The sequence below is a fragment of the Nocardia sp. NPDC055029 genome (assembly GCF_053608525.1).
The window spans coordinates 139,635-163,503 of sequence record NZ_JBSGVQ010000013.1 but is presented as its reverse complement, the minus strand read 5'-3'; the positions used below and the strand labels follow the sequence as shown (position 1 = coordinate 163,503).

The 23,869-nt window shown below is 69.7% G+C and carries 22 protein-coding genes; 7 read left to right on the top strand and 15 right to left on the bottom strand.

Annotation, left to right across the window (positions count from 1 at the left end; all coding sequences use genetic code 11):
* Positions 1–20: 20 nt before the first annotated feature.
* The 6 genes from ACWF9G_RS14925 to ACWF9G_RS14900 form a co-directional block, all read right to left on the bottom strand.
* Entirely contained in the window at positions 21–1,493 is a 1,473-nt protein-coding gene (locus ACWF9G_RS14925; protein WP_379309397.1) for a DEAD/DEAH box helicase, read from the bottom strand.
* A gap of 255 nt (positions 1,494–1,748) precedes the next feature.
* A complete protein-coding gene (locus ACWF9G_RS14920; protein ID WP_379088597.1) occupies positions 1,749–2,687 on the bottom strand; it encodes a M56 family metallopeptidase in 939 nt (312 codons plus the stop codon).
* A gap of 64 nt (positions 2,688–2,751) precedes the next feature.
* Positions 2,752–3,132 carry a BlaI/MecI/CopY family transcriptional regulator gene (locus tag ACWF9G_RS14915; RefSeq protein WP_379088594.1) on the bottom strand — a complete coding sequence of 127 codons (381 nt, stop codon included), beginning with the start codon at positions 3,130–3,132 and terminating at the stop codon, positions 2,752–2,754.
* Positions 3,133–3,203: 71 nt separating this feature from the next.
* Positions 3,204–4,028: an ABC transporter ATP-binding protein gene (locus tag ACWF9G_RS14910; RefSeq protein ID WP_379309396.1), complete on the bottom strand. Its 825-nt coding sequence runs from the start codon at positions 4,026–4,028 to the stop codon at positions 3,204–3,206.
* On the bottom strand, positions 4,025–5,146 hold the full coding sequence (locus tag ACWF9G_RS14905; protein WP_452515790.1) for a FecCD family ABC transporter permease: 1,122 nt from the start codon (positions 5,144–5,146) through the stop codon (positions 4,025–4,027). The genes ACWF9G_RS14910 and ACWF9G_RS14905 overlap by 4 nt, the downstream gene beginning before the upstream one ends.
* Entirely contained in the window at positions 5,143–6,225 is a 1,083-nt protein-coding gene (locus ACWF9G_RS14900; protein ID WP_452515789.1) for a FecCD family ABC transporter permease, read from the bottom strand. The genes ACWF9G_RS14905 and ACWF9G_RS14900 overlap by 4 nt, the downstream gene beginning before the upstream one ends.
* A 74-nt stretch (positions 6,226–6,299) precedes the next feature.
* Here ACWF9G_RS14900 and ACWF9G_RS14895 point away from each other — a divergent pair, with 74 nt between their 5' ends.
* Positions 6,300–7,007 (top strand): hypothetical protein, encoded by a 708-nt coding sequence (locus ACWF9G_RS14895; protein ID WP_452515788.1) that lies wholly within the window; start codon positions 6,300–6,302, stop codon positions 7,005–7,007.
* Here the strand turns inward: ACWF9G_RS14895 and ACWF9G_RS14890 are convergent.
* From ACWF9G_RS14890 to ACWF9G_RS14875, 4 genes are all read right to left on the bottom strand, one after another.
* Complete coding sequence (locus ACWF9G_RS14890) at positions 7,004–8,428, bottom strand: wax ester/triacylglycerol synthase family O-acyltransferase (protein ID WP_452515787.1); 1,425 nt, start codon at positions 8,426–8,428, stop codon at positions 7,004–7,006. The two genes, ACWF9G_RS14895 and ACWF9G_RS14890, sit on opposite strands and share 4 nt — an antisense overlap.
* Entirely contained in the window at positions 8,425–9,462 is a 1,038-nt protein-coding gene (locus tag ACWF9G_RS14885; RefSeq protein ID WP_452515786.1) for an alpha/beta hydrolase, read from the bottom strand. Before ACWF9G_RS14885 ends, ACWF9G_RS14890 begins: the two co-directional genes overlap by 4 nt.
* A 1,158-nt stretch (positions 9,463–10,620) precedes the next feature.
* Entirely contained in the window at positions 10,621–11,133 is a 513-nt protein-coding gene (locus ACWF9G_RS14880) for a pyridoxamine 5'-phosphate oxidase family protein (RefSeq protein ID WP_452515784.1), read from the bottom strand.
* Positions 11,134–11,328: 195 nt separating this feature from the next.
* Positions 11,329–14,559, bottom strand: a complete 3,231-nt coding sequence (locus ACWF9G_RS14875) for a BTAD domain-containing putative transcriptional regulator (protein WP_452515782.1) — start codon at positions 14,557–14,559, stop codon at positions 11,329–11,331.
* Positions 14,560–14,688: 129 nt separating this feature from the next.
* Between ACWF9G_RS14875 and ACWF9G_RS14870 the strand changes: the two genes are divergently transcribed.
* Positions 14,689–16,263 carry an MFS transporter gene (locus tag ACWF9G_RS14870; protein ID WP_379308549.1) on the top strand — a complete coding sequence of 525 codons (1,575 nt, stop codon included), beginning with the start codon at positions 14,689–14,691 and terminating at the stop codon, positions 16,261–16,263.
* A 76-nt stretch (positions 16,264–16,339) separates the two neighbouring features.
* Here ACWF9G_RS14870 and ACWF9G_RS14865 read toward each other — a convergent pair whose 3' ends face one another.
* The 3 genes from ACWF9G_RS14865 to ACWF9G_RS14855 form a co-directional block, all read right to left on the bottom strand.
* A complete protein-coding gene (locus ACWF9G_RS14865; protein ID WP_379308550.1) occupies positions 16,340–16,966 on the bottom strand; it encodes a LysE family translocator in 627 nt (208 codons plus the stop codon).
* A gap of 98 nt (positions 16,967–17,064) precedes the next feature.
* A complete protein-coding gene (locus ACWF9G_RS14860) occupies positions 17,065–17,877 on the bottom strand; it encodes a helix-turn-helix domain-containing protein (RefSeq protein ID WP_452515780.1) in 813 nt (270 codons plus the stop codon).
* Between the two features lie 9 nt (positions 17,878–17,886).
* Positions 17,887–18,492 (bottom strand): maleylpyruvate isomerase family mycothiol-dependent enzyme, encoded by a 606-nt coding sequence (locus tag ACWF9G_RS14855; protein WP_452515778.1) that lies wholly within the window; start codon positions 18,490–18,492, stop codon positions 17,887–17,889.
* Between the two features lie 44 nt (positions 18,493–18,536).
* Here ACWF9G_RS14855 and ACWF9G_RS14850 point away from each other — a divergent pair, with 44 nt between their 5' ends.
* Positions 18,537–19,427, top strand: coding sequence for a MerR family transcriptional regulator (locus tag ACWF9G_RS14850; protein WP_452515777.1), 891 nt, complete (start codon positions 18,537–18,539; stop codon positions 19,425–19,427).
* Positions 19,428–19,474: 47 nt separating this feature from the next.
* Here the strand turns inward: ACWF9G_RS14850 and ACWF9G_RS14845 are convergent, their stop codons facing one another.
* The gene (locus ACWF9G_RS14845) at positions 19,475–19,987 is read right to left on the bottom strand and encodes a L,D-transpeptidase (protein WP_379308554.1); all 513 of its coding nucleotides are present in this window, start codon (positions 19,985–19,987) and stop codon (positions 19,475–19,477) included.
* A 382-nt stretch (positions 19,988–20,369) separates the two neighbouring features.
* Here ACWF9G_RS14845 and ACWF9G_RS14840 point away from each other — a divergent pair, with 382 nt between their 5' ends.
* Positions 20,370–20,753, top strand: a complete 384-nt coding sequence (locus tag ACWF9G_RS14840; protein ID WP_379308585.1) for a PaaI family thioesterase — start codon at positions 20,370–20,372, stop codon at positions 20,751–20,753.
* 1 nt (position 20,754) lies between these two features.
* Here ACWF9G_RS14840 and ACWF9G_RS14835 read toward each other — a convergent pair whose 3' ends face one another.
* Positions 20,755–21,327, bottom strand: coding sequence for an exonuclease domain-containing protein (locus ACWF9G_RS14835; protein WP_452515775.1), 573 nt, complete (start codon positions 21,325–21,327; stop codon positions 20,755–20,757).
* Positions 21,328–21,470: 143 nt separating this feature from the next.
* Between ACWF9G_RS14835 and ACWF9G_RS14830 the strand changes: the two genes are divergently transcribed.
* The 3 genes from ACWF9G_RS14830 to ACWF9G_RS14820 are packed head-to-tail and all read left to right on the top strand — an operon-like array spanning position 21,471 to position 23,842.
* Positions 21,471–21,773: an urease subunit gamma gene (locus ACWF9G_RS14830; RefSeq protein WP_379308557.1), complete on the top strand. Its 303-nt coding sequence runs from the start codon at positions 21,471–21,473 to the stop codon at positions 21,771–21,773.
* Positions 21,774–21,781: 8 nt separating this feature from the next.
* Positions 21,782–22,093, top strand: a complete 312-nt coding sequence (locus ACWF9G_RS14825; protein WP_452515773.1) for an urease subunit beta — start codon at positions 21,782–21,784, stop codon at positions 22,091–22,093.
* A 27-nt stretch (positions 22,094–22,120) separates the two neighbouring features.
* Positions 22,121–23,842 carry an urease subunit alpha gene (locus tag ACWF9G_RS14820; RefSeq protein WP_379308559.1) on the top strand — a complete coding sequence of 574 codons (1,722 nt, stop codon included), beginning with the start codon at positions 22,121–22,123 and terminating at the stop codon, positions 23,840–23,842.
* Positions 23,843–23,869 lie beyond the last annotated feature (27 nt).

Genomic DNA, 23,869 nt, shown 5'->3' with positions numbered 1-23,869 from the left:
CGGTTCGGCCACGCGATGATTCAGTTTGCCGAACGGTTGCGGCGAGCTGCCGGAGCCGCCGGACGCGCGGCACGACGCCGCGAATTCGTCGGCGTGTCGCCGCTGCGGGCGTGTCCGCCCGCGCCCGCGGGCTTGCGGGTCCGCGACTCACCGGCCGGGCGCTCCCGGCGCGGTGCGCCCGCGCCACGGCTGTGGCCCTGGGCGGCCTCGGAAGCAGGTGCGCCACCGGACCTTCCACGCCTCGGGCGGCCGCCGTTCGCCGACTTCGGCGCGTTGACCTGCGCCGGGGCCGGGGCGGCCAGCGCGATCCCACTGGGCTTGCGGGCGCCGGTGATCTCCACCAGCTTCCGGTCGCCGGGGCGGACCTCGACACCGTCGGTCTGCACGCCGGCCTTGCGGGTCATCGCGGCGACGTCCTTGCGCTCCTCGTCAGTGACCAGGGTGACGACGACACCGTCCTCACCGGCGCGCGCGGTGCGGCCCGCGCGGTGCAGGTAGGCCTTGTGCTCGGCGGGCGGGTCGAAGTGCACGACCAGCGAGACACCGTCGATGTGGATACCGCGCGCGGCGACATCGGTGGTGACCAGCACCGGCACCGACCCGTCGGCGAAGGCGGCCAGGGTGCGCACGCGGTTGTTCTGCGCCTTGCCGCCGTGCAGCGAACCGGCGTCGACCCCGGCACCGCGCAGCTGCTTGGCGAGGCGGTCGGCGCCGTGCTTGGTGCGCACGAACATGATGGTCAGGCCGTCGCGGGCGGCGATCTCGGTGGCCACGGTGCGCTTGATGTTCTTGTCGCGCACGTAGAGCAGGTGGTGGGTCATCGTGGTCACCGAGGCCTCGGCGGGCGCCGTCGAGTGGGTGACCGGGTTGTTCAGGTAGCGCTTGACCAGCTTGTCGACGTCACCGTCGAGGGTGGCCGAGAAGAGCAGGCGCTGGCCGTCCTTCGGGGTCCGGTCCAGCAGACGGGTGACCTGGGGCAGGAAGCCCATGTCGGCCATGTGGTCGGCCTCGTCGAGCGCGGTGATCGTCACGTCGGACAGATCGGCGGCCCGCTGCTTGATCAGGTCGTCGAGGCGGCCGGGGGTGGCGATGAGCAGGTCGACGCCGCGCGCGAGCCGGTCGGCCTGGCGCTTGATCGGCGCACCGCCGACGACGGAGGCCACGCGCAGGCCCAGCGAGAGCGCGGCCTCGTCGAGGGCGCGTTCGATCTGGGTCGCGAGTTCACGGGTGGGGACGAGCACCAGGCCACGCGGGCGGCCGGGCTTGGCGGACGCGCCGGTGAGGCGGGCCAGCATCGGCAGGCCGAAGGCCAGGGTCTTACCCGAGCCGGTCGGGCCGCGGCCGAGCACGTCACGCCCGGCGAGCGCGTCGCCGATGGTGGCGGCCTGGATGGGGAAGGGCTTCTCGATGCCGGCGTTGCGCAGGGTCTGCACCAGGGCGACGGGCAGACCGAGTTCTGCGAAGGTGGCGTCGGGACGCGGAGAGGTAGACAAAATGGCCTTTCGTTGGGCTGCGCATCGCGCTGGAAGATGTCCGGCGCCGATGACCCGGATACGCGCGGGGCGTGCACGGGGTGCGGCCCAGCAGGAAGGACCGAGCTCCCAGGATAGGCGGGATTGCGGTCGCGTGGGTAAACACGCTGGTCAGACGACCGTTTGTAGCGGTGATTGTTCGGCGGGCGAACTCGGGCGCGTCCGTGCTGCCGGAGACGGCATACTCGGCGGGAAAAGAGGAGGCGAATCGCCAGGTCAGCCGCGGAAGAGCCGGTTCAGCTCCTGCAGCCACGGCACCGCGACGGCCAGTGTCGGCACGACCAGGATCGCGGCCGAGCCGAGGTAGGCGGCGGTGGCGACTCTCACGTCGCCGGAGTGCCCCGCGAGCCGCTGGATGCGGATCAGCGTGCTCGGTCCGCCCGCGGCGAGCGCGCCCTGCGGCGCGGTCGACTTCGCGCAGGCGACCAAGGCGCGGGCCAGCGGCTTGGGGCCGGTGACCTTCACCGCGGAGTCGTCGGCGAGCAGTTCGATGAGCAGCTTCACCGACCCGAGCGCGGCCTTGCTGCGGACCACCCGGGGGAACGCCTCGTGCACGGCGGTGAACGCCTCGAGCACCAGGTCGTGGCGGGCCCGCAGATGCGACCGCTCGTGGCTGACGATCGCGGTGACCTCGGCATCGTCGAGGCTGGTCAGCGTGCCTTCGCTGAGGACGACCCGCTGGCGTAGCCCGGGTAGGCAGTAGGCGATGGGCTCGGTCGAGGCGAGCACGCGGATGTCGGCGGCGCGGCGGACCGGGCCGCTCTGATCGAGCAGATCGACCAGCATGCGATGCCGGGACCTGCGGCGGCGGGTGTGCACGCCGACGCGCACGATGGAGAACATGAGCCGCGCGCCGATCATCAGGGTCAGCGCGAACACGGTGACATACACCGTCCACAGCGGCAGACCGAGCGCGTCGATCTCCTTGGTGGGGGAGGTGGTCGGCCTACCGTCGGGGCCGGGGACGAGCAGCAGGCTGGCGATGGCCAGCCCGGATCCGAAGGCGCTGAGCACGGCGGCCAGCGCGATCGCCTGCCACAGCACGAGTGCCGCGCGCGGGGACCGATGCACCCAGGTCGCGCGACTGAGCAACGCTGGTACCGGCCCTGCGAGAAGCAAGGCGAGACCGGCGAAGACTGCCGCGGTTGCGTTCATCGACTCTGCTCACTGCGTTGTGGGACCAGGGGCGCTCACGTCGTTGTGAGAGCCGCCAGGGAGTCTAGCTGCTCTTCTCGTCGGATTCGAGCTTGGCGAGTGCCTCCCGCAGCGCATCGGCCTCGTCCTTGCCCACCTGTTCGACGAAGTGCACCAGGGCGGCGGCGCGGCTGCCCGCCGCGTCGGCCTGCTGCAATGCGTCGAACATCAGGCTCGCGACCAGTTCGTCGCGGCTGTGCACCGGTGCGTATCGGTGCGCGCGATCGTCGCGCCGCTGCACCACCAGATCCTTCTTCGCCAGCCGCTGCAGCACCGTCATCACTGTCGTGTACGCGAGCTCACGCCGCGCGGCCAGTGCTTCGTGGACCTGCCGCACCGTCTGCGGTTCGTCGGCCGACCACAACTGGTCCATGACCGCTTTTTCGAGTTCGCCGAGTCCTGCCATCCCACAATTTTACGGACTCAACGACAAAGATGCGTACTACAGATTGTCGTAACGGGGGGTTTGCTGGTGTGTTATTCGTCATACCCGTCGGCGCCGCGCACGTGCCTGGTGCCGATCGGGACGATCATCGGGCGTCCCGAGACCGGATCGGTGAGCACGGTGGCCTCGAGCCCGAACACCTCGGCGAGCAGCTCGGCGGTGACGATCTCGGCCGGCTTGCCCTGCGCCACGATCCGGCCCGCGGACATCACGACGAGCTCGTCGCTGTAGCGGATGGCGAGGTTGAGATCGTGCAGGACCATCACCACGGTGCGCCCGTATTCGGCGTGCAGGCGGTCGACGAGATCGAGGACCTCGAGCGAGTGCGCGAGGTCGAGGTAGGTGGTCGGCTCGTCGAGCAGCAGGATGTCGGTGCCCTGGGCCAGGGCCATGGAGATCCAGGCGCGCTGGCGCTGGCCGCCGGAGAGTTCGTCGAGGGTGCGCTCGGCCAGGTCGGCGATGCCGGTCTGGGCCAGGGCGGCGGCGACCTCGGTCTCGTCGTCGGCCGACCACTGCCGCAGCCAGGACTGGTGTGGGTGCCGTCCGCGGGCGACGAGGTCGGCGACGGTGAGGCCCTCGGGCGCGACCGGGGTCTGCGGCAGCATGCCGATCACCCTGGCGACGTCCTTGGTCTTCATCGACGAGATCGCCTTGCCGTCGAGTACCACCTGCCCGTCGCGCGGGCGCAGCAGCCTGCCCAGCGATTTGAGCAGCGTCGACTTGCCGCACCCGTTGGGCCCGATGACGGTGGTGACAACGCCGGGGGCGATGTCGAGGCTCAGCCCGTCGACGATCACCCGTTCGCCGTAGCCGAGGGAGACGCCGTCGGCGGCGAGGCGATGGGCGGGGCTGGTCATGAGAGCGTGGCCTTCCGATTCATGCGGACGAGCAGGTAGAGCAGGAACGGTCCGCCGAGCGCGGCGGTCACGATGCCGACGGGCAGTTCGACGGGAAGCAGTGTGCGCGAGATGATATCGGCTCCGGCGACCAGCCCGGCGCCGGTGAGTGCGGAGGCGATGAGCGGTTCACCGGGTGTGCGCAGCGCCATCCTGGCGATCTGCGGCGCCGCGAGCGCGACGAAGCCGACCGGTCCGACGGCCGCGGTCGCCACCGACGCCGCTACCACCGAAGCCCCGATGAGCAGCGCCTGCTGCGCCTGGATGCGCACGCCGAGCACCCGCGTCGACTCCTCGCCCAGCCGTAGTGCGGCCAGCGTGCGCGCCGAGACCAGCGATACCACCGTCACCACGGCCAGCGCGATCGCGGCGGAGGCGACCCTGGCCATGTCGGCGCCGTTGAGTGATCCGGTCAGCCAGATCTGGGCCCTGGCGGCGTCGGTCAGGCTGGCACGGGTGAGCAGCCAGCTGATCACCGACATCAGCACCGCGTTGACGCCGATGCCGATGAGTACGAGCCGGAACCCGGTGACCCCGCGTTCTCCGGCCCTGCCGCGTCCCCAGGCGAGCAGATAGATGACGACAGCGGTGAGCAGGCCGCCCGTGAGCGCGGCCAGTGGCGCACCGATCGTGGCGATCAGGCCGGTGGTCGCGCCACCGCTGCCGACCAGCACCGCGACCGCGCCGACACTGGCACCCGTGGTGATGCCGAGCACATCCGGCCCGGCCAGTGGATTGTGCAGAATCGACTGCATCAGGGCACCGGAGAGCCCGAGCGCGCCGCCGACCACCACGGCCGTGAGTGCCCGCGGAAGGCGCGATTCGATGATGATGAATCGCTGCGACCTGGTGCCGCCGCCACCGAGAACGTCGAGCACCCGGCCCAGCGGGATGGTGGTGTCGCCGACCGCGATGTCGAGGCAGAAGAGCCCGAACACCAGCACACCGAGCGCGATGACGACGCCGAGCATCACCGGTCGCAGCACCAGCGACACCGGCCCGACGCGCAGCGCGGGACGAACCTTCCGCAGCTCGGCGCCCGCCTGCTCGTCCTGCTTGTCGGTCTCGATCGTGCTCACAGCGTCACCAGCTTCTTACGGCGCACCAGCGCGATGAAGAACGGGGCGCCGATCGCCGCCAGCATCACCCCGACCTGGAGTTCTCCCGGCCGGGCGACCACCCTTCCGGCGATGTCGGCGACGAGAAGCAGCAGGCCGCCGAGCAGTCCGGAGTAGGGGATCAGCCAGCGGTTGTCCGGTCCGGTGATGGTGCGCGCGATGTGCGGCACCACCAGCCCGAGGAACGCGATCGGCCCGACCGCCGCGGTGGCCGCGCCGCTGAGCAGCACCACCGCGAACAACCCGAACGCCCGCGCCCGGCCGACATCGACGCCGAGTCCGCGGGCGACGTCGTCGCCGAGGCTCAGCAGATTCAGCCCGGGCGCCGCCGCGACCGCCATCGCCATGCCGACGACAAGGAACGGCAGCACCTGCCAGAACACCCCGGCCTCGCGCCCGGTCACGCTGCCGACCACCCAGAACCGGTAGGTGTCGAGCGCCGCGTTGTCCACCACGATGACCGCATTGGTCATCGCCTGCAGGAACGCGGTGACGGCCGCACCGGCGAGGACCAGGCTCAACGGACTCGCCTTGCCACCGCCGATCGAGGACACCCCGAACACGACCACGCCCGCGATCGCCGAGCCGGCGAACGCGAACCAGATGTACTGACTCGGCGCGGTGAAGCCGAACAGGAAGATACTCAGCGCGGACAGAAACCCCGCTCCCGCATTGAGTCCCAACAAACCGGCATCAGCGAGCGGATTCCGGGTATACCCCTGGATGAGCGCGCCCGCGATCCCCAGCGCCATCCCGGCGATCAGGGCCAACGCGGTGCGCGGCAGACGCAGCTCACGCACGATTTCCTCGGCGGTGGAGCGGGCCGGGCATCGGAACGGGCCGCCGTCGCAGCCGAGAGCGTGTGTGACGGCGTCGAACACCGTGGCCGGTGCGAGCGAGCGGGTGCCGATGGCAATGCTCGCCACCACCGCGACGGTGAGCAGCAAGACGAGCAGCAGAAGCCCGGTCAGACGACGACGTCTGACGGTGCCAGGGTGGATCACGGCGACGAACTTCTCCTGCCTCGAAACCGGACACAACTTGTGAAGTCTGGTAAGCCTAACCTATGTTCCGAGACATCATCGTCACGGGAACCAACGTTCGAGGAGGTTCGATGCCCGAGCCCGTCACCACCGCCCTGTCCCGCACCACCGCCGCGTTCGACCGCGCGTGCGCCCGGTTGCAATCGCTGCAACCCGAACATTCGCGGGTCTACGCCGTGGCGGCGATGGCCGGTCAGGGCAAACGGCGATGGTGGCACGTGCCGAACGGGCTGTCCGAGGGTCGCGTCGAGCTGATGTACCGCCGCCACGCGGCCGAGATGATCAACGACGACATCGCCGCCGAGGTGGTGGCGACCGCCCTCATCCACGCCGTGGTCGGCCGGGTCACGGCGCTGTTCGTGATGTCGGCCCAGGCCTGGGACCCGGGCCGGGACAACCTGTGGATCCATCATGACAACGATGGTGGCATCGACTGGGCAGGCTTGTCCGACACCACGATTCGCGTCGTCGACGGTGATCCCGAGGCCGACGAGCGCGACGCGGTCGCGCTACCGTGTGAGGCCGCGATGGCGGTCTGGCTGGCCCAGCGCTGCGCGTCCTCGCTGATTCCGCTGCAGTCGGTCCTCATCCGCTGCTCCGGCCTGCCCGCACGCCGATTCTGGTCCCTGGTCGGCGAATCCGTCGTCGGCGCCGCCACCTACGTGCCCGATCTGGCCCGCGCCGACAGCACCGCGGGTGCGCGCCGTGGTCAGCTGCTGCTCGGTGCGCTCGAGGATCGTGGCCTGCCGGTGCGGCGCACCAGCTGCCTGCAGCGTTAGTGTTCAGCCGGAACATCCTGGGCGAGTAGCGCGGTGGCGAGTTCGCGGAACGAGCGCAGCAGCAGCTCGCCGTAGCGCTCGGGGTCCGGCATCATCGCGGCGTTCGTCGTGACCGCGATGACGATCTCGTCACCCTGCGAGGTGATCAGATGGCGCAGACCGTCGCCGTCGAGGATCGGCAGCGAGCCGACGGCGCGGCGAATCGGCCTGCCGCAGAAGGCGAGTGAGTCGGAGACCGGCGGCACGTTGCTGATCGTGGTGTTGCACAACGGCACCGTCGCCGAGTCGTCGAAACGTCGTTGCGCGCGTGCCCATCCCGCCGCGCGCAACAGCAGCGCGGGCGCGGTCTCCACTCTGCGGTCGCTGCGTAGCACCGCCGGGTCGGCGGTGTGCTGTTTGGCGCGGCTCGCCGAGAGCTTGACCGCGGCCAGCCGGTCGAGCGGATCGGCGATGTCGGTGTGCAGGTCGACGATCATCTGGGTGAGCTGGTTCGCCGAATTCCATTCGGCGACACCGCGCATCGACATCGGCACCATCGCGGCGAGTGCTCCCGCCGGCACCTCGTCGTGCTCGGCGAGGTAGGCGGCCAGCGCACCGGAAATCGTGGTCAGCATCAGATCGTTGATCGTGACCCGCTGTGGCGCGGCGGCTTTGGCCGCGAGGACCTCCGGCAGCGGAATCGGCAGCAGGTGAAAGGTCAGCTCCGCGTGGATGTCCCGATTGAATCGGGTCGCCGGGCGCAGTGCGACAGGTTCGTGCACCGTGCCCGCGTCGACGAGGGCACGCAGCTCCTCCTGCGCCGCGCGGGACCGCAGCAGTCCGGTGGCGAAGCGCACGGGCTGGGCGACCAGCGCGGCCGCGGTGCGTACCGCGGCCGGAAGCGTCCGAGGCTCGTCGAGCCGGACGGCCGGCGCGGGTGCGTCGCCGAACAGCCGGTGCTCCAGCGCACGAGTCGCGACGCCGTCGCCGACGCTGTGGTGGAACTTCAGCACCACGATCGTGGTTTCGCCGTCCATCGCGGGAACGCCCGCGACGCGATCCAGCACGTGGATCTCCCACGGCGGCCGGGTCAGATCCATCCGGGTGGAGGTGATCTCGGCGATGCGCGCGCGGGCGTCGTTCCACGTCCCCGCGCGGTCCAGCACCACGTGCTCACGCACCGACAGTGCCGGATCGGGCACCCAGTACGGCAGGTCGAGGTCCATCGGCACGCGCTGCAGCCGCCGGTGGAACAGCGCCGCGTGCCCGATGCCCGCCCGCACCCAGTTCAGCACCTCCTCGAAGGTGAGCGGCGGGTGCCCCGACGCGTCGGCGAAATACACCGCGACGATGTTCGACAGGTGCCGGTCGGTCTCGTCGTAGACGAAGACCGCGTCGCGCGGGCTCAGCTGTTCGGTGCCCACCCGGAGTTCGGCGCTCACAGGCCGAGCGCCGTCGCCATCATCGGCCAGGACGCGTGCAGGTCGTCTTCCCAGTAGCCCCAGGAGTGGGTGCCGGTCGGCCGGACGTTGACGGTGACATTCGTGCGGCCCAGTTCGCGTGCGCGCTGTCCCATGCGCACCGTGCAGTACGCGGCCGCGGCTTCGATGCCGCCACCGATGAGCATCTGATTCACCAGGATCGACTGGGGGTTCTTGCCGTTGATGTGCACCCGCGGATTGGTGAGAGTGTCGTGCGCGCCGGGCAATCCGGTTCCGCTGGAGATGTAGATGGGGATGTCGGGCAGCCGGTGCGCCTGCACATACGGGTCGTGCTCGCGCCAGGCCGCGTCGGTGGCCGGGCCCCACATGTTCTCGACGTCGCCGCCGCCCATCCGCACGACGAGCGAGACGAACGCGCGCCCGATCGGGTCGCTGGTCATCGCGCAGCCGCTGTAGGAGGCGACGCTGCGGTACAGCTGCGGTGCCTGGATGGCCAGATCGAGCACCGAGGTCCCCGCCATCGAGATGCCGGCCAGCGCGTTGACCCCGGTCGTGGCGAACGCCGTGTCGATCACCGGCGGGAGCTCCTCGGTGAGGAATGTCGTCCACATGTTGTGGCCGTTGTTCTCGAGATTCTCGGCCAGGCCCGCGTCCGGCCGCTGCCAGTCGGTGTAATAGCTGAACGCGCCCTCCATGGGGATCACTACGTTGACGTGCTTGCCCGCGAAGAATCCGGCCGCGTCGGTCTGCCCCGGCCAGTTCGCCGAATCCTCGCCGCCGCCTGCGCCGTTCAGCAGGTACAGCGTCGGCGCGGGAACGGTCGTATCCGCGGGGCGCAGCACCCGCAGCGCGATCGTGCGGTCCATCGACGGCGAGTAGACGCTGATCTCGGCGACCTGCCCCGACCGGCTCTGGCTCACCAGTCGCGCACCGGTTTCGGCTCCCGCGTGCGCACCGTCGACGAAGACGGGCGTCGTTGCCACTGCCGCGGCGCAGACGGCCACCATGATTGCGCGGAGGAGGTGATTGTTCATCGTGATACGAGCCTGCTGACTTCTCTCGGGGACGAAATGGGAAGGGGGGCGGGCCGTCGAACGGCCCGCCCCTTCATCGTCGGTGACGAATCTACTTACCCGGTGTGGGAGTTCCGCCGCTCACCGTGATCAGTGCCTGAATGAAAGGCAGGGCGGCTTCGCTGAGGCTACCGGCGCCGGTCTGCATCAATTCGTAGAGAGAACCCATTGTTTACTCCTGGATATGCTGGTGAATCAGCCCGAAGAATCGGGTGTTGCGGGCGAGTGTGCGATTTACGGGAAGAATGCTTCCACCGAGCCGAGGAAGACGGCGAGGAGGCCGTCGCCCTCGACCGCGGAACCGAGGCCCGCGATCGCCGCCTGCATAATCTCGGTCAGTGAACCCATGGTCGATCTCCTTGCGTGGTCGTGAATCGCAGTCTGTGATGCCGGTAACGTAGCGCCACTTCCATTGTGTGGCAAGGCGGTGTTTCGCACACTGTGATTCGTTCATATTTTTCTTTCCCGATGGAAACTGCTCGCCGATTGCCATGACGCGCAACCGCACTGCATGTGACCTGCGTATACCGCGACTTTCTGGGGCGACAAGGCGGTGAGTGGCAGTGAACCTGCGCGTTGCTGGCTGGTGAGACAGACCCCATTTTTGGGGGATCGAGACGACTCGACCGTCCACTTTTTCGGCCTGGCAGAACTCCGGCATCATGCTGTACGGCTATCAATATGGCGCGATGACGGCTCGGCGAGCTCGTGGAAATGGTCCGGGTGCGGACCGTTAGCGCATCTTCTCCTTTACGGGAAGAATGCCTCGACCGAGCCCAGGAATACGGCGAGTAGTCCATCGCCCTCGGCTGCGGAACCTATTCCCGCAATGGCGGCCATCATCAACTCGGTCAATGAACCCATGGTGAATCTCCTTGCATGATTGGTAAGCATCCCGCCGGAAAAGAGGGGAACCCACGGCCGGGATGTGGGTAACGTAGCTCCGCTCATTTCCTCCGGCAAGGAAATCGCCCGATTCGGCGAATTCGGCACCACATCCTTCCTGGTGGAAATACTGGCCGGTGTTGGTACCCGTCACAGCGGATCGCGCCGTGACCTGTACGGACGTCCAGTCCTGTCAGCTCCACCGGCGAACGACTGCGTTCGCCGTAGGGACTGTCAATCCCCCTGGAGCGGGTCGCGCCAGATGCGCGCCGGAATCCCACTGACCAGATCGCGGCGCCGCAGGACCTGGATGCGCCACGGAGACAGGCGAAGGACCTGGAAGGCGGGATCGTCCGGGCCCTGCCAGAACTGGCCGGGGTCGTAGCCCGCGCCGGGCGGGCTGCCGTGGCGGTACAGGTTCCACACGTGCGCGCGTTCATCCGGATCGTCGGTCCACTCGGCCACGGTGTCGACGGCGACGGTGTTCTGCGCCGGACTCCAATAGGAGAACGTCACGTGCGGATTTCCCGCGATATGGGCGGCTTTCACCGGGGTGCGGTAGGTCCCGAGCCAGCCGATCGGCTGCTCGGTGCCGGTCTCCCAGACCGGGATCAGCACGCGCGATCTCGGCCGTCCCTTGGCGTCGACGGTGGTCATGGTGGCGTAGTTGATCGAGCCGACGATCGCGTCGAAGTCGGGCTTGATATCGGTGAAGGTGTGGACCTGGGCGCGGGTTCGGTTGCTCACTGCTGCTCCTCGATGCGGTCGGGCATGACGAGGTAGCGGCGGACATGGTCGGTCACCGAGAGGTCGGGACTGTCGGTCACGGTGTGGTTCATGGGTCCACCGTGACCGGGCCGGCTTCGGATGGACTCAGGGTGGACTCGAGGCCGCCGGTCGGCTCGGCGCCTGCGCCGATGTGGGCCGCACGCTTCGCTGGGTTCAGGGTCGAGTCGAAGCCTCGGCGTCGTGCAGCGTGTGGGGGTCGGCACGGCAACCGTCGGCGAAATCGGCCGCGAACGGTCCGGCGCCGATGTCGCCGACGATGCGCGCCTCGATGCGGGCGACATCCCCGCGTTCGGCGTCGGGCAGCGGTGCGCCCGCCGACCGGCGCAGTGTGTCGGCAGCCCCGAGTAACCGGGCGGCGGACGCGGAATCCCCGGCGAGCGAACGCGATCCGGCGAGACCTTCGAGCGCGAGTGCGTGGGCGCGTGGATCGCCGGTGCGCAGCGCGGAGTCCAGTCCACGGAGCTGTAGCCGTTCGGCTTCGCCTGCGTCACCGGCCAGCTCAGCGGTGAAGCCCAGTTCGGCGAGGATCAGCGCGGCGCCGAAATGCGACCCGGTGCGCAGGTGCCAGTCCAGCCACGCGCCGAGGTGTTCGCGGGCCGCGTCCAGATCGCCGCGGCGCCGGGCGACGAGCCCGAGCCCGAGTACGGCGGATTCCTCCCCGACGAGGTGACCCTGCTCGACCGCGACCTGTCTGGCGCGTTCGTGCAGTTCGGCGCTGTGCTCGAATTCGCCGCGCAGCAACGCGATCCGGCCCAGCGAGGTGAGCCGCTCACCGACCTCGGTCCACAGCCCGAGCTCCTCGGCGGTCGTCAGTGCCGTCCGATGGTGTTCGCGGGCGGTGGTGTGATCCCCGGTGACTTCGGCGTGGCTGCCGAGCAGGTAGCCGGCGATGCCCTGCCCCCAGCGATCGCCGATCCTGGCGAACAGCGCGCGGCTGTGCTCGGCGTGCTCGCGCAGGCCGGTCAGATCGCCGCGCCCGAAGGCGTCACGGGCCAGCGAGGCCGAGGCCGCGGCGACACCCCACTCGTCGCCCGCGTCGGCGAAGGCGGTGCGCAGGTCGGCGGCGCTGTCCATGCGCTGTTGCGCGGAGAAACCGGTGTGCGCGTGCGCGAGATACCAGCGGGCGCGCAGTTCGTCCGGCGTCGGCCTGGCGCTGACGGCGGGCAGCGTCTCGACGGTCTGGCCGCGGCCCAGTTCCAGCGCGTTGCGCCAGAGCAGGGCGATCCGGCGCGCGATCGAGCCGGTCTCGCCGGGCAGTGCCAGCGCGATACCGATCGACCGGATGCCCTCGGCCAGCCGTCCGCGCATCACCCAGTACCAGGCCAGCGCGTTGACCAGGCGCAGCGCGTCGGCGGATCGGCCTGCGGCCCTTGCTGTTTCGAGTGCCCGGCGCAGATCGGGCGACTCGGCGTCGAGCCTGGCCAGCCATCGCCGCTGATCGGCGGTGCGTAGCTGCTGGTCTGCGCGTTCGGCCAGGTCGAGGGAGAACGCGAGATGGCGCAGCCGGGTATCGAATTCCTCGCCGCTGTCGCGCAATCGGTCGACCCCGTACGCCGCGACCGATTTCAGGAGCCGGTAGCGCGGCCGCGCCTCGGCGGCGGGCGTGATGATCAGGGAACGGTCGACCAGGCGAGCGAGCAGATCCGCGACATCCGACGCGTCCACGTCACCACCCGCGCACACCGCCTCGGCCGACTCCAGCGTGCCGCCGTCCGCGTGCGCCGAAAGCCGCCGCAGCACAGCGCGTTCGGGCTCGTCGAGCAGTTCCCAGCTCCAGTCGATCACCGCGCGGAGCGTGCGCTGCCGGTCCGGTGCGTCCCGGTAACCGGCCGAGAGCAGCGTGAACCGGTCCTCGATCCGCTCGGCCAGGGTGTGCACGCCCAGCGCGCGAACCCGGGTCGCCGCCAGTTCCAGCGCCAGCGGCACACCGTCGAGGTGGGCGACGATGGCGGCGACCGCGGCGGCATTGTCGTCGGTGACGGCGAAATCCGGTGCGGCGGAGCGGGCGCGATCGGCGAAAAGCCGTGCGGCGGGCGATGTCTCCACCTCGGCCGCGGTGGCATCGGCGGTGGGCACCGCCAGCGGTGCCACCGGCCAGAGGTGCTCGCCCGCGATGGCCAGCGGCACCTGGCTGGTGACCAGCACCCGCAGCTCGGGTGCGGCCCCGAGCAGCCGCGAGACCAGCGCGGCGGCGGCATCGGCGACGTGCTCGCCGTTGTCCAGCACGAGCAGCACCTGCTTGGCGCGCACCGCATCGGCGAGCCTGTTCAGCTGAGTTCCGTTGTCGGGCACCGGGAACGGACTCGACCCGGCGGAATCGTCGCGGACCTCGAATGCCGCGGCCACCACCTCGGTGAGGGCAGTGAGAGCACTGTCCTGCTCGGCGCCAAGGCACAGACCGGCGAGCTCGACGAACAGGACACCGTCGCGCGCCGGATGGGTGGCCGCGGCGGCCAGCGCCAGCCGGGTCTTCCCGACCCCGCCGGGCCCGGTGAGCGTCACCAGCCGTTCGGCGCGGAGCAGCGCATCGATCCCGGCGAGGTCGGCTTCGCGGCCGACCAGTGTCGTCGGTGGAACCGGCACGGTCGGGCGCGGCGTCACCGGCACGACGGGCGCGGGGCGTACCGGGGCGCCGAGAGCCGGATCCTGTTCCAGCACAGCGCGATGCAGGGCGGCCAGCTCGGGACTCGGATCGAGACCGAGTTCCTCGGCCAGATGCTCACGGAGCCGTCGGTAGGAGTCGAGGGCCTCGCCGTGGCGGCCCGACCGGTACAGCGCGAGCATGTGCGCCGCGCGCAACCGTTCCCGCAGGGGATGCCGTTCGGTGAGCGCGCCGAGTTCGTCGGCGACCTGATCGTGTTCGCCGAGCGCGATCCTGGCCTGCGCGAGTTCCTCGACGGCGGTCAGCCGCTGTTCCTCGAGCCGCACCACCGGAATTCGGGCGAAGTCGTGATCGGCCAGGTCGGCCAGCGCGGGCCCGCGCCACAGCGCCAGCGCTTCGGTGAGCAGTGGTTCGCGGGTGGTGGCGTCCTCGGTGGCGCGCGCCTGGCGCAGCAGTTCCTGGAAGACCTGCGAATCGACCGCGTCGGCGGCGACGTCGAGCAGATAGCCGGGGGAGCGTGACACCAGCAGATCGCGACCGCCCGATTCGGCGTCACCGAGGACGCGCCGCAACTGGGAGGCGCGGGTCTGCAAGGAGCCCGCCGGGTTGGCCGGCATCGCCGCCCCGCCCCACATGTCCTCGACGAGCCGGTCGGCCGGCACGATCCGGCCCGGTTCGGCCAGCAGCGCACCGAGCAGCACCCGGACCTTGAGCTCGGGTACCCGGACGGGTTGCCCATCGTCGGTCCACACCGCCAATGGTCCAAGCACCCCGAAACGCATGTCACCCACCCTAAACGGGGGCGGGGACACGGTGCGCTCGAGGCGATCCTGAGTCGATCCGAAGGGTTCCCGAAGGGCGGGTCGGCACGGTGGGTCTCGTTCGAATCCTCCTCGAAGGGAAACCTCCTGATGTCCGCGTTCACCGATGTCCCCGAGCGGGCCGGAGCCCGCCAATGGCTGGGGCTGGCGGTCCTGCTCCTGCCGACGGTGCTGCTGTTCCTCAGCATGACCGTCCTGTTCCTGGCCACCCCCTATATCGCCGCCGACCTGTCGCCGAGCAGCGGCCAGCTGTTGTGGATCAACGACATCTACGGGTTCGTGATGGCGGGCTTCCTCGTCACCATGGGCACACTGGGTGACCGGCTCGGCCGCCGCAGACTGCTGCTGGCCGGTGCGGCACTGTTCGGCGTCGCCTCGGTCGTGGCCGCGTTCGCGCCGAGCCCGGACCTGCTCATCGCCTCGCGGGCGCTGATGGGTCTCGGCGCGTCCGCCGTCATGCCCGCCACCTTGTCGCTGATCACGACGATGTTCCGCGACGACCGGCAGCGTGCCACCGCCATCGGGCTGTGGGCGGCGTCGGTGTCGGCGGGTGTGGCACTGGGTCCGCTGCTCGGCGGGCTGATGCTGGCCTCGCTGTGGTGGGGCGCGTCCATGCTGATCGGCGTGCCGGTGATGCTGCTCGTCGTGCTCGCGGTGCCGGTCCTGGTGCCCGAATACCGTGCGCCGGAGGCCGGTCGCCTCGATCCGGTCAGCGTCGCGCTGTCGCTGGCCGCGCTGCTGCCGTTCGTGTACGGCGTGAAGAAGCTCGCCGAGACCGGACTCGCCGCCGAATCGGTGCTCACCCTGCCGGCCGGTGTGCTGTTCGCCGTGATCTTCGTCCGCAGGCAGCTGCGCCTGGCCGACCCGCTGCTCGACGTGCGGCTGTTCGCGAACCGGACCTTCAGCGGGTCGCTCGGCGTCTACATGCTCGCCGCCATCGCCCTCGGCGGGGTGTACCTGCTGTTCACGCAGTATCTGCAGCTGGTCGCCGCCCAGTCGCCGCTGCGGGCGGGCCTGTGGATCCTGCCCGCCGCGATCGGCCTGGTCATCGTCTCCACCGTCACCCCGGCCATCGCCCGCCGGGTGCGTCCCGCCTACCTGATCGCCGCGGGGCTCGCGGTCTCGACCGTCGGCTACCTGGTGCTCACCCAGGTCGACAGCGTCGCGGGCCTGCCGCTGCTCATCGTCGGGTTCTACGTCCTGTACCCGGGCATCGCGCCCGCCATGGCGCTGATCCCCGGCCTGGTCATCGGCGCGGCCCCGGCGGAGAAGGCGGGCGCGGCGTCGGCGGTGAACAGCACCGCCAGCGACCTCGGTGTGGCACTGGGTGTCGCGCTGCTCGGCAGCGTGGGTGCGGCGGTGTACCGCGGCGGCATGTCGGATGCCGAGGGCGCGGCCGCGGAAACCCTGCCAGGGGCGCTGAGTTCGGCCGAGTCGCTGCCCGCCGAGGTCGCCGAATCCGTCGTGGCGGCGGCGCGTGAGGCCTTCACCAACGGGCTCAATGCCGCGGCCTGGACCGCCGCCGTGCTGTCGGCCGCGGGTGCGGTACTGGCGGTCGCGCTGCTGCGCCGGATCCCGGCCGGTGCGACATCGGTGCCGGATTCCGATGCGGCAGTGGATATCCCGGGTGACGGTGTCGCCGAGCGCGCCACCGTCGCGCTCTGATCACCATCGTCTGTCGCCAGAACCCGCCGACCACGCGATCCGCGGCGCCGATCTTTCGGCGCCGCGGAGGCGATTCTCAGTGGAACGCCGCTGTCAGGACGATGCCGAGACCCAGCCCGATCAGCGCTACGCCGGATGCGCGTTCGAGAACCGGGAGCGCGCGAGCGAATCTGGTCAGGACGACGCGGTTGCCGATGAGGACAGAGACAAGCACGTCCCAGCCGAGTACGACAGCGAACATCCACATGCCGTAGGCGACAAGGTGTCCTGAGCTCGCGCCGACCGCGAGAATGGTGGCGAGGCCCGCGTAGAAGAGTGCGTTCTTGGGGTTGAGGGCGGCCGAGGCGAACCCCATCGCGGCAAGTTTCCACCGGCTTCCGGCGGTGCGCGCGGTACCGCCGGCCGGTGCCGACTCGATCGAGGCGGCACCGGCCGAGCGCAGCAGGCCCACTCCGAGATGTAGGAGGAAGGCGGCGCCCGCGATCTGGACCATGGTGAAGGCGATACCGCCCGGCCGCAGTATCGACAGGCCCGCGAACGCGGTCGCGATGAAGACGGCGTTCGCGGCCGCGATGCCCGCGCACGCGGCGATCGCGCGACGCCATCCTTGGGTCATCGAAGTATGCGCGATGAGGAAGAAATCGGGGCCAGGGGACAACAGGGCGAGGAAGTGGGCACCGGCCACGGCAGCGAATTGGTTCATTCTTCCTCTGTTGTGCTCGGATGCGGAGGGGACCGAGCCACTGTGCCGGAGTCGCCGCGGCGGTGTCTTGAACGAAATTGCGGGACCGGTTCGCCGTTTCAGTGGGTGGCGCCGGTGCGGTACTCGCCGGGCGTGACCCCGGTGCGGAGTTTGAAGGTCCGGTGAAAGTGGCTCTGGTCGGCGAAACCGAGGTCGCAGGCGACTTCGGCCGGGCCACAGCCCTCGCGGAGGCGGGAGCGCGCTCTGATGATGCGTTCGTTGATCTGCCAGGCGAGGGGAGGCAGCCCGGTGACGGCGCGGAACCGCCGAACCAGCTGGAACCGGCTCAGGCCCGTGTCCACGACCAGGTCGCCGAGAGAGACCTGCATATCCGAGGTGCGGAGGTACTCGAGAATCGGCGCGACGACGGCCACGTCGGACGCACGGGCCTTGGCGCCGGCGACGAAATCAGCGGGTGCGGTCAGGATCTCGTCGAGGACGGTGACGAGCAGTTCTTCCTTGTCGCGCGGGGCGGCGCCGGAGAACAGCACCTCGTTGAGGCGGCAGAACGCAGCGTATCCGCCGGGCTCGGGGACGATGCGCACCGCCCGCGGGCTCCGATCGACCCCCGTATCGAGTTCGGGTAGGGATTCGCCGAGCCAGGTCTCGTCCACGTGGAGCATCTGGTAGCTCCACCGGCCTTCGACGGGGTTGCAGGCGTGGACTCGGTGGGCGGGGATCACCACGACGCTCCTCGCCGTCAGCTGCAGGGGACCGCCGGGTGCGCCGGTGAACACACTGCGTCCTTCGTCGACCACACCGATGGACATCGAATCGTGGGTGTGCGGTTTGTAGCAGGAGACCGTGCGGCAGGCCCGCCTGCTCTCGAGAAAGGGCAGCGCAGCGTCCCGCCAGAACTCCGCCTCCACCACGGTGCAAGCCTAGCGGCCCGGGGCGGTGCGTCCGGTGACGACCATCAGCAGTTCCGCCGCCGTACCGGACAGCGGAGTGCCGGAGCCTGCGGTCCAGCCGGTGTCGGTCGCGGTGAGGGCGTATCCGGCGAGTCGCTTACGGGCGTGGAACGGAGTACCCATCGTCCACACTCGTTCCAGCGACCACTGCGCGGCCTGCGCCGGCATGACCCGGTCGATGCCGAGCGGGATCGCGATGTCCTGACCGTGCACCAGCAGGTCCATCAGCCGGTCGATCGGTGTCGTCCCGATCGGCGTGATCCGGGAGTCGACGGTGGCGCGCAGGTCGTCCAGCAGCTCGGCGGTCGAGGTCCGGTCGGCCAGCCGGACAGCGGTGTCGTGGATGAGGCGATCGAGATTCCCGCGGGCCCGGATCAGATTCACGACGAGCGAACCGATCGTGACCCGCGTGGCCAGCACCAGATGCGCGACCACATCCCGTACTCGCCAGCCGTCGCACAGCGATGCGGTGTCCCAGGCCGATTCGGGCAGGTCACGCAGCATATCGACGAGGCTCGCGCGTTCCGCGGCCACCGCCTGCCAGATCGTCTCGGCGGTGGTGTGCTGTTCAGTCATGTGGGTACCGTAGGAACTCCACCGAGGTGGAGGTGCCAGCGACTGTGACCGACAGCACACGTCTGACGATCGGTGAACTCGCCACGCGCACGGGCGTCGCGGTCCGCACGATTCGGTTCTATTGCGACGAGGGACTTCTCGATGTGCGGCGCACCTCGGCCGGTCATCGCGTGTTCGACCCGTCGGCCGCCGAACGCCTGATGCTGCTGCGCCGCCTGCGTTCGTTCGGCATCGGCCTGGCCGCGATCGGTGACGTGCTGGCCGGCGTGCGGTCGATCGACGAGGTGATCGCGGCCGAACGCGCCGCCCTCGACCACGAGCTGGACGCGCTGAGCCGCCGCCGCTCGCTGCTCCGCGCGGTCGAACACTGCGCGCCCGAGAGCATGAATCTGCTTGCCGCCGTGACAGATCCGCAGGCGGCCCGCGACGCGCTCGGCCGTTTCTGGCGCCGTCAGCTCACGCCGCTGCCCGCCGCGGTGATCGACGACTTCATCGACATGAATGTCCCCGAACCCGCCGCCGACGCGCGCCCGGAACATCTCGTCGCCTACGCGGAACTCGTTGCCACCGTGACGAATCCGGTGCTCAGTACGGCCATGTTCGACACCATCCGGCACCGCGCCACCCCCGGCGTCCGCGACGAACGCCGTCTGCTGTTCGAGGTGGCCGATGCCTGCCTGTCGGCGGCGCCGCTGGTCGCCGCGGGCCACGCGCCCACACCCGGCGCCGAACTCGACCACTACGTCGACGCCCACGCCACCGCACGCGGTCTCGCCGACACTCCCGCCTTCCGGCGGCAGCTCCTGGCGGATGCCGAAGGCGCCGACCAGTTCCGGCGCTATTGGCAGCTCACCGCGATCCTCACCGGCGAGGCGGTGACCTCCGGCGCCGCACACCTGTGGCTGTTCGACGCGCTCGCCGCCTCGGCCCCATGAAAAGGGGAGGCCGGCGATCCGGCCTCCCCTCACTCACCGCGACGAACTCACGGCACGACTTCGACGATGTCGCCCGGCTCCAGCCACTCGTAGTGCGCCTTGGCGCCTTCGGGTGTCAGCCGGATGCAGCCGTGGGACTGCTCCTCGGTGGGTCCGATGTGGTAGGCGATGTCACCGTTGAAGAACACCGCGTACTCCATGGGCGCGTTGTGCAGGGTGCTCCAGTGGAACGGCTTCTTGAACGCGACCTTGAAGACACCAGGCGGGGTCTCGTACCCGGGCCTGCCATGCGACATCGGGCTCGGCCCGAAGGTCACCTTGCCGTTGTCCATCAGCCAGGCATTGTTGGTGGACAACTGCAGACAGGCCCGCGCCTTCTCACTGCACGGCGCGACGACCGGTTCCGGCGGGGGAGCCGGAATGATGGCCGGAACACCGGGAACATCGGGCCCGCCGGGCCACAACGGTTCGGCCTGCACCGGCGCCGCGACGGCCGCGCCGACCACCGCCGCGCACATCGCCGCCTGCACAGCCCAGCGGGGGATACGACTAGTACTCACGAAATCTTGCCTCTCTCGCCGCGCCCACCCCTGGCCGTCGTGCGCCCAGAACATGAGCTTTCAACATCGACACAAGCCTCGGAAACATAGAGGTATCAGAGATAATGAAGTATTGCGATCGTGTTGAGCAAGCCCGCGGCGACGCATTCGGCGTGGCACTTGACCACTTAGGTAAGCCTGACCTATGCTCATCTCGGCGTATGGATGAGCCGGTGGTCCCGAGGGCTGCGGTCGACCCCCTCATTCCTGCCGCGGCGGGCTCCGTCCCAGTGACGGGGTCCGCCGCTTCGTCTCCCGGGGTGCAGGGCGCCCGATGCGATGGTGTAGACCGGAACGCATGACCGACAACACCCTGTCCCTGGCCGAGATCACCCCGGAGCTGATGACCAAGGCCAGCGAAGGCACCTTCACCGATCTCATCGGACTGCGCTACACAGAGGTGAGCCCCGACCGGGTGCGCGGCGAATGGGAGGTGCGCCCGCAGCTGCACCAGCCCGCGGGCATCCAGAACGGCGGGGTCTACTGCACGGTCATCGAAACCCTGGCCAGCGTCGGCGCCGGTGTCTGGTTCGGCGAGCGTGGCTCCGTCGTCGGCGTCAACAACAACACCGACTTCCTGCGCGCGGTCCGTGAGGGCATCCTCACCGGCGAAGCCACCCCCATCCACCGCGGCCGCAGCCAGCAGCTATGGGTCGTGGTGATCACCGACGCCGAGGGCCGCACCGTCGCCCGCGGCCAGGTCCGTCTGCAGAACCTCGCCGCCTGACTCAGTCTTCGGTGGTGATCCGCCAGGCGTCGCGGCCGAGGACGTCGACGACCAGCGCGCCGATATTCCAGGCATCGTCCTCGCCGCGATGATGGCGACCTTCCAGCGGCAGGCCCGCGATATGCAGCGCACCGGCCATCCCTGGCCGCTTGCGCAACCCGTACGACTCGGCGAACACCTGCTTGGCATTGGTGTGCAGCCGCCCGAACGGATACCGCACCCCCGTCGCCGCACACTGGGCCCGGAACTGCTTGCGGTCGTAGTCACCCCAGCTCGCCCACGCCCGCGACCCCGCCGCGAACTCGGTAGCCAGCAGCCGGCAGGCCTGGTCGAACTCCACCCCACCGTCGACCTGCTCCTGCGTCAGCCCGGTCAGTTCGGTACAGAACTCGCTCACCGCGGACCGGGCAGGCCGCACCAGAATCCCGTGCCTGCTCACCCGCGTCCGCGTCGCGAGATCGACCACAGTCAGCCCGATCTCGATGATTTCACTGCTCTGCCCCGCGGGCGCCGCCCCCGCCCAGCACGTCGCCTCCACATCGACCACATTGAGCAGCCCGCTCCATTCCTCCATGAACGGCGACGCTAGAGCGCCGTTCCCCGCCCATGCCACCGAATTTCGTGATCCCCCGCTGCTCGCGGCCTCGCCGGACAGGCGGGCGGTCCGCGGGCATGCCAGAATGTCGGACACCTGTCCACGATCGGTGAGGAGACCCGATGCGCCTGTCGCCGCACGAGCAGGAACGGTTGCTGCTGAGTTATGCGGCCGAGCTGGCCCGCCGCAGGCAGGCGCGGGGACTCAAGCTCAACCATCCCGAGGCGGTCGCGCTGATCACCGATCATGTGCTCGAGGGTGCGCGGGACGGGCGGACCGTGGCCGAGTTGATGTCGTCGGGGCGGTCGGTGCTGAGCCGGGACGACGTGATGGCGGGCGTGCCGGAGATGATCCACGACGTGCAGGTCGAGGCGACCTTTCCCGACGGGACCAAGCTGGTCACCGTGCACCACCCGATCGGTTAGGCGAGGCCATGATTCCCGGTGAATACCTCTGTGCCGAGGGCACGATCGAGCTCAACGCGGGCGCGACCCGCATCGAACTGGAGGTCGTCAACACCGGCGACCGTCCGGTGCAGGTGGGCAGCCACGTGCATTTCCCGCAGGCCAACGCCGTCCTCGACTTCGACCGCGCGGCCGCGCGCGGCCACCGGCTCGACATCCCCGCCGGCACCGCCGTCCGATTCGAACCCGGTCTGCCGCAGCGTGTTTCGCTCGTCCCGCTCGGCGGCACCCGCGAGGTGTACGGGATCAGCGCCAACCCGCCGGGGCGCCTCGATGCGTGACCACACGAACCCTTCGGGAGAGATCCGATGACCGAACTGAGCCGCGCCCGCTACGCCGAACTGTTCGGGCCGACCACCGGCGACCGCATCCGGCTCGCCGACACGGACCTGATCATCGAGATCACCGAAGACCGTAGCGGCGGACCGGGTCTCGCCGGTGAGGAAGCCGTGTTCGGCGGCGGCAAGGTGCTGCGCGAATCGATGGGTCAGTCGCGGGCAACGCGTGCCGAGGGCGCACCCGACACCGTCATCACCGGCGTGGTGATCATCGATTACTGGGGGATCATCAAGGCCGACGTCGGCATCCGCGACGGCCGCGTCTGCGGCATCGGCAAAGCCGGTAATCCCGACACGATGCCGGGCGTGCACCCTGACCTCGTCGTCGGCCCGTCGACGGAGATCATCGCGGGCAACGGGCGCATTCTCACCGCGGGCGCCATCGACTGTCATGTGCACTTCATCTGCCCGCAGTTGATGGACGAGGCGCTCGGCGGCGGCATCACCACGCTCATCGGCGGCGGCACCGGCCCCGCCGAGGGCTCCAAGGCCACGACCGTCACCCCCGGTTCCTGGCATCTGGCGCGGATGCTGGAATCCCTCGATCACTGGCCGATGAACATCGTGCTGCTCGGCAAGGGCAACACGGTCAGCCAGGAATCCATGTGGGAGCAGTTGCGCGCGGGCGCTTCGGGTTTCAAGCTGCACGAGGACTGGGGGTCGACCCCCGCCGCGATCGATGCGTGCCTCACCGTGGCCGACGCGGCGGGCGTGCAGGTGGCACTGCACTCGGACACGTTGAACGAGGCCGGTTTCGTCGAGGACACCGTCGCCGCCATCGCCGGACGCGGCATCCACGCCTATCACACCGAGGGCGCGGGCGGCGGGCACGCGCCCGACATCATCACCGTCGCTTCGCATCTCAACGTGCTGCCCAGCTCGACCAACCCCACCCGGCCGCACACGATCAACACCCTCGACGAGCATCTCGACATGCTCATGGTGTGTCACCATCTGAGCCCGTCGATCCCCGAGGACCTCGCCTTCGCCGAATCGCGGATCCGCCCGTCCACCATCGCCGCCGAGGACCTGCTGCACGACCTGGGCGCCATCTCCATGATCGGCTCCGACTCCCAGGCCATGGGCCGCATCGGCGAAGTGGTGCTGCGCACCTGGCAGACCGCGCACGTGATGAAGCGCCGCCGCGGCGCCCTGCCCGGCGACGGGGCGGCCGACAACGCCCGCGTGCGGCGCTATATCGCCAAATACACCATCTGCCCGGCGATCTCGCACGGTCTGGACGCCGAGATCGGCTCGGTGGAGGTCGGCAAACTGGCCGACCTGGTGCTGTGGGAGCCCGCGTTCTTCGGGGTCCGCCCGCACGCGGTCCTCAAGGGCGGCATGATCGCCTGGGCCGCGATGGGTGACGCCAACGCGTCCATCCCCACCCCGCAGCCGGTCCTGCCGCGCCCGATGTTCGGCGCCGCGGCCCCCGCCGCCGCGGCCACGTCACTGCACTTCGTCTCCGAGCAGGCCATCGACGACGGCCTGGCGAACCGGCTGAACGTGCGCCGAAAGCTGGTGCCGGTCAAGAACGTTCGCCGGGTCACCAAGGCCGATATGCCGCACAACGACGCCATGCCGCACATCGAGGTCGACCCCGACACCTTCACCGTCCGCGTCGACGGCGAGGTGTGGGCCGAGCAACCGGCGACCGAACTGCCGATGGCCCAGCGCTACTTCCTGTTCTGACGACGAAACCCCGCCGACCACGGTGTC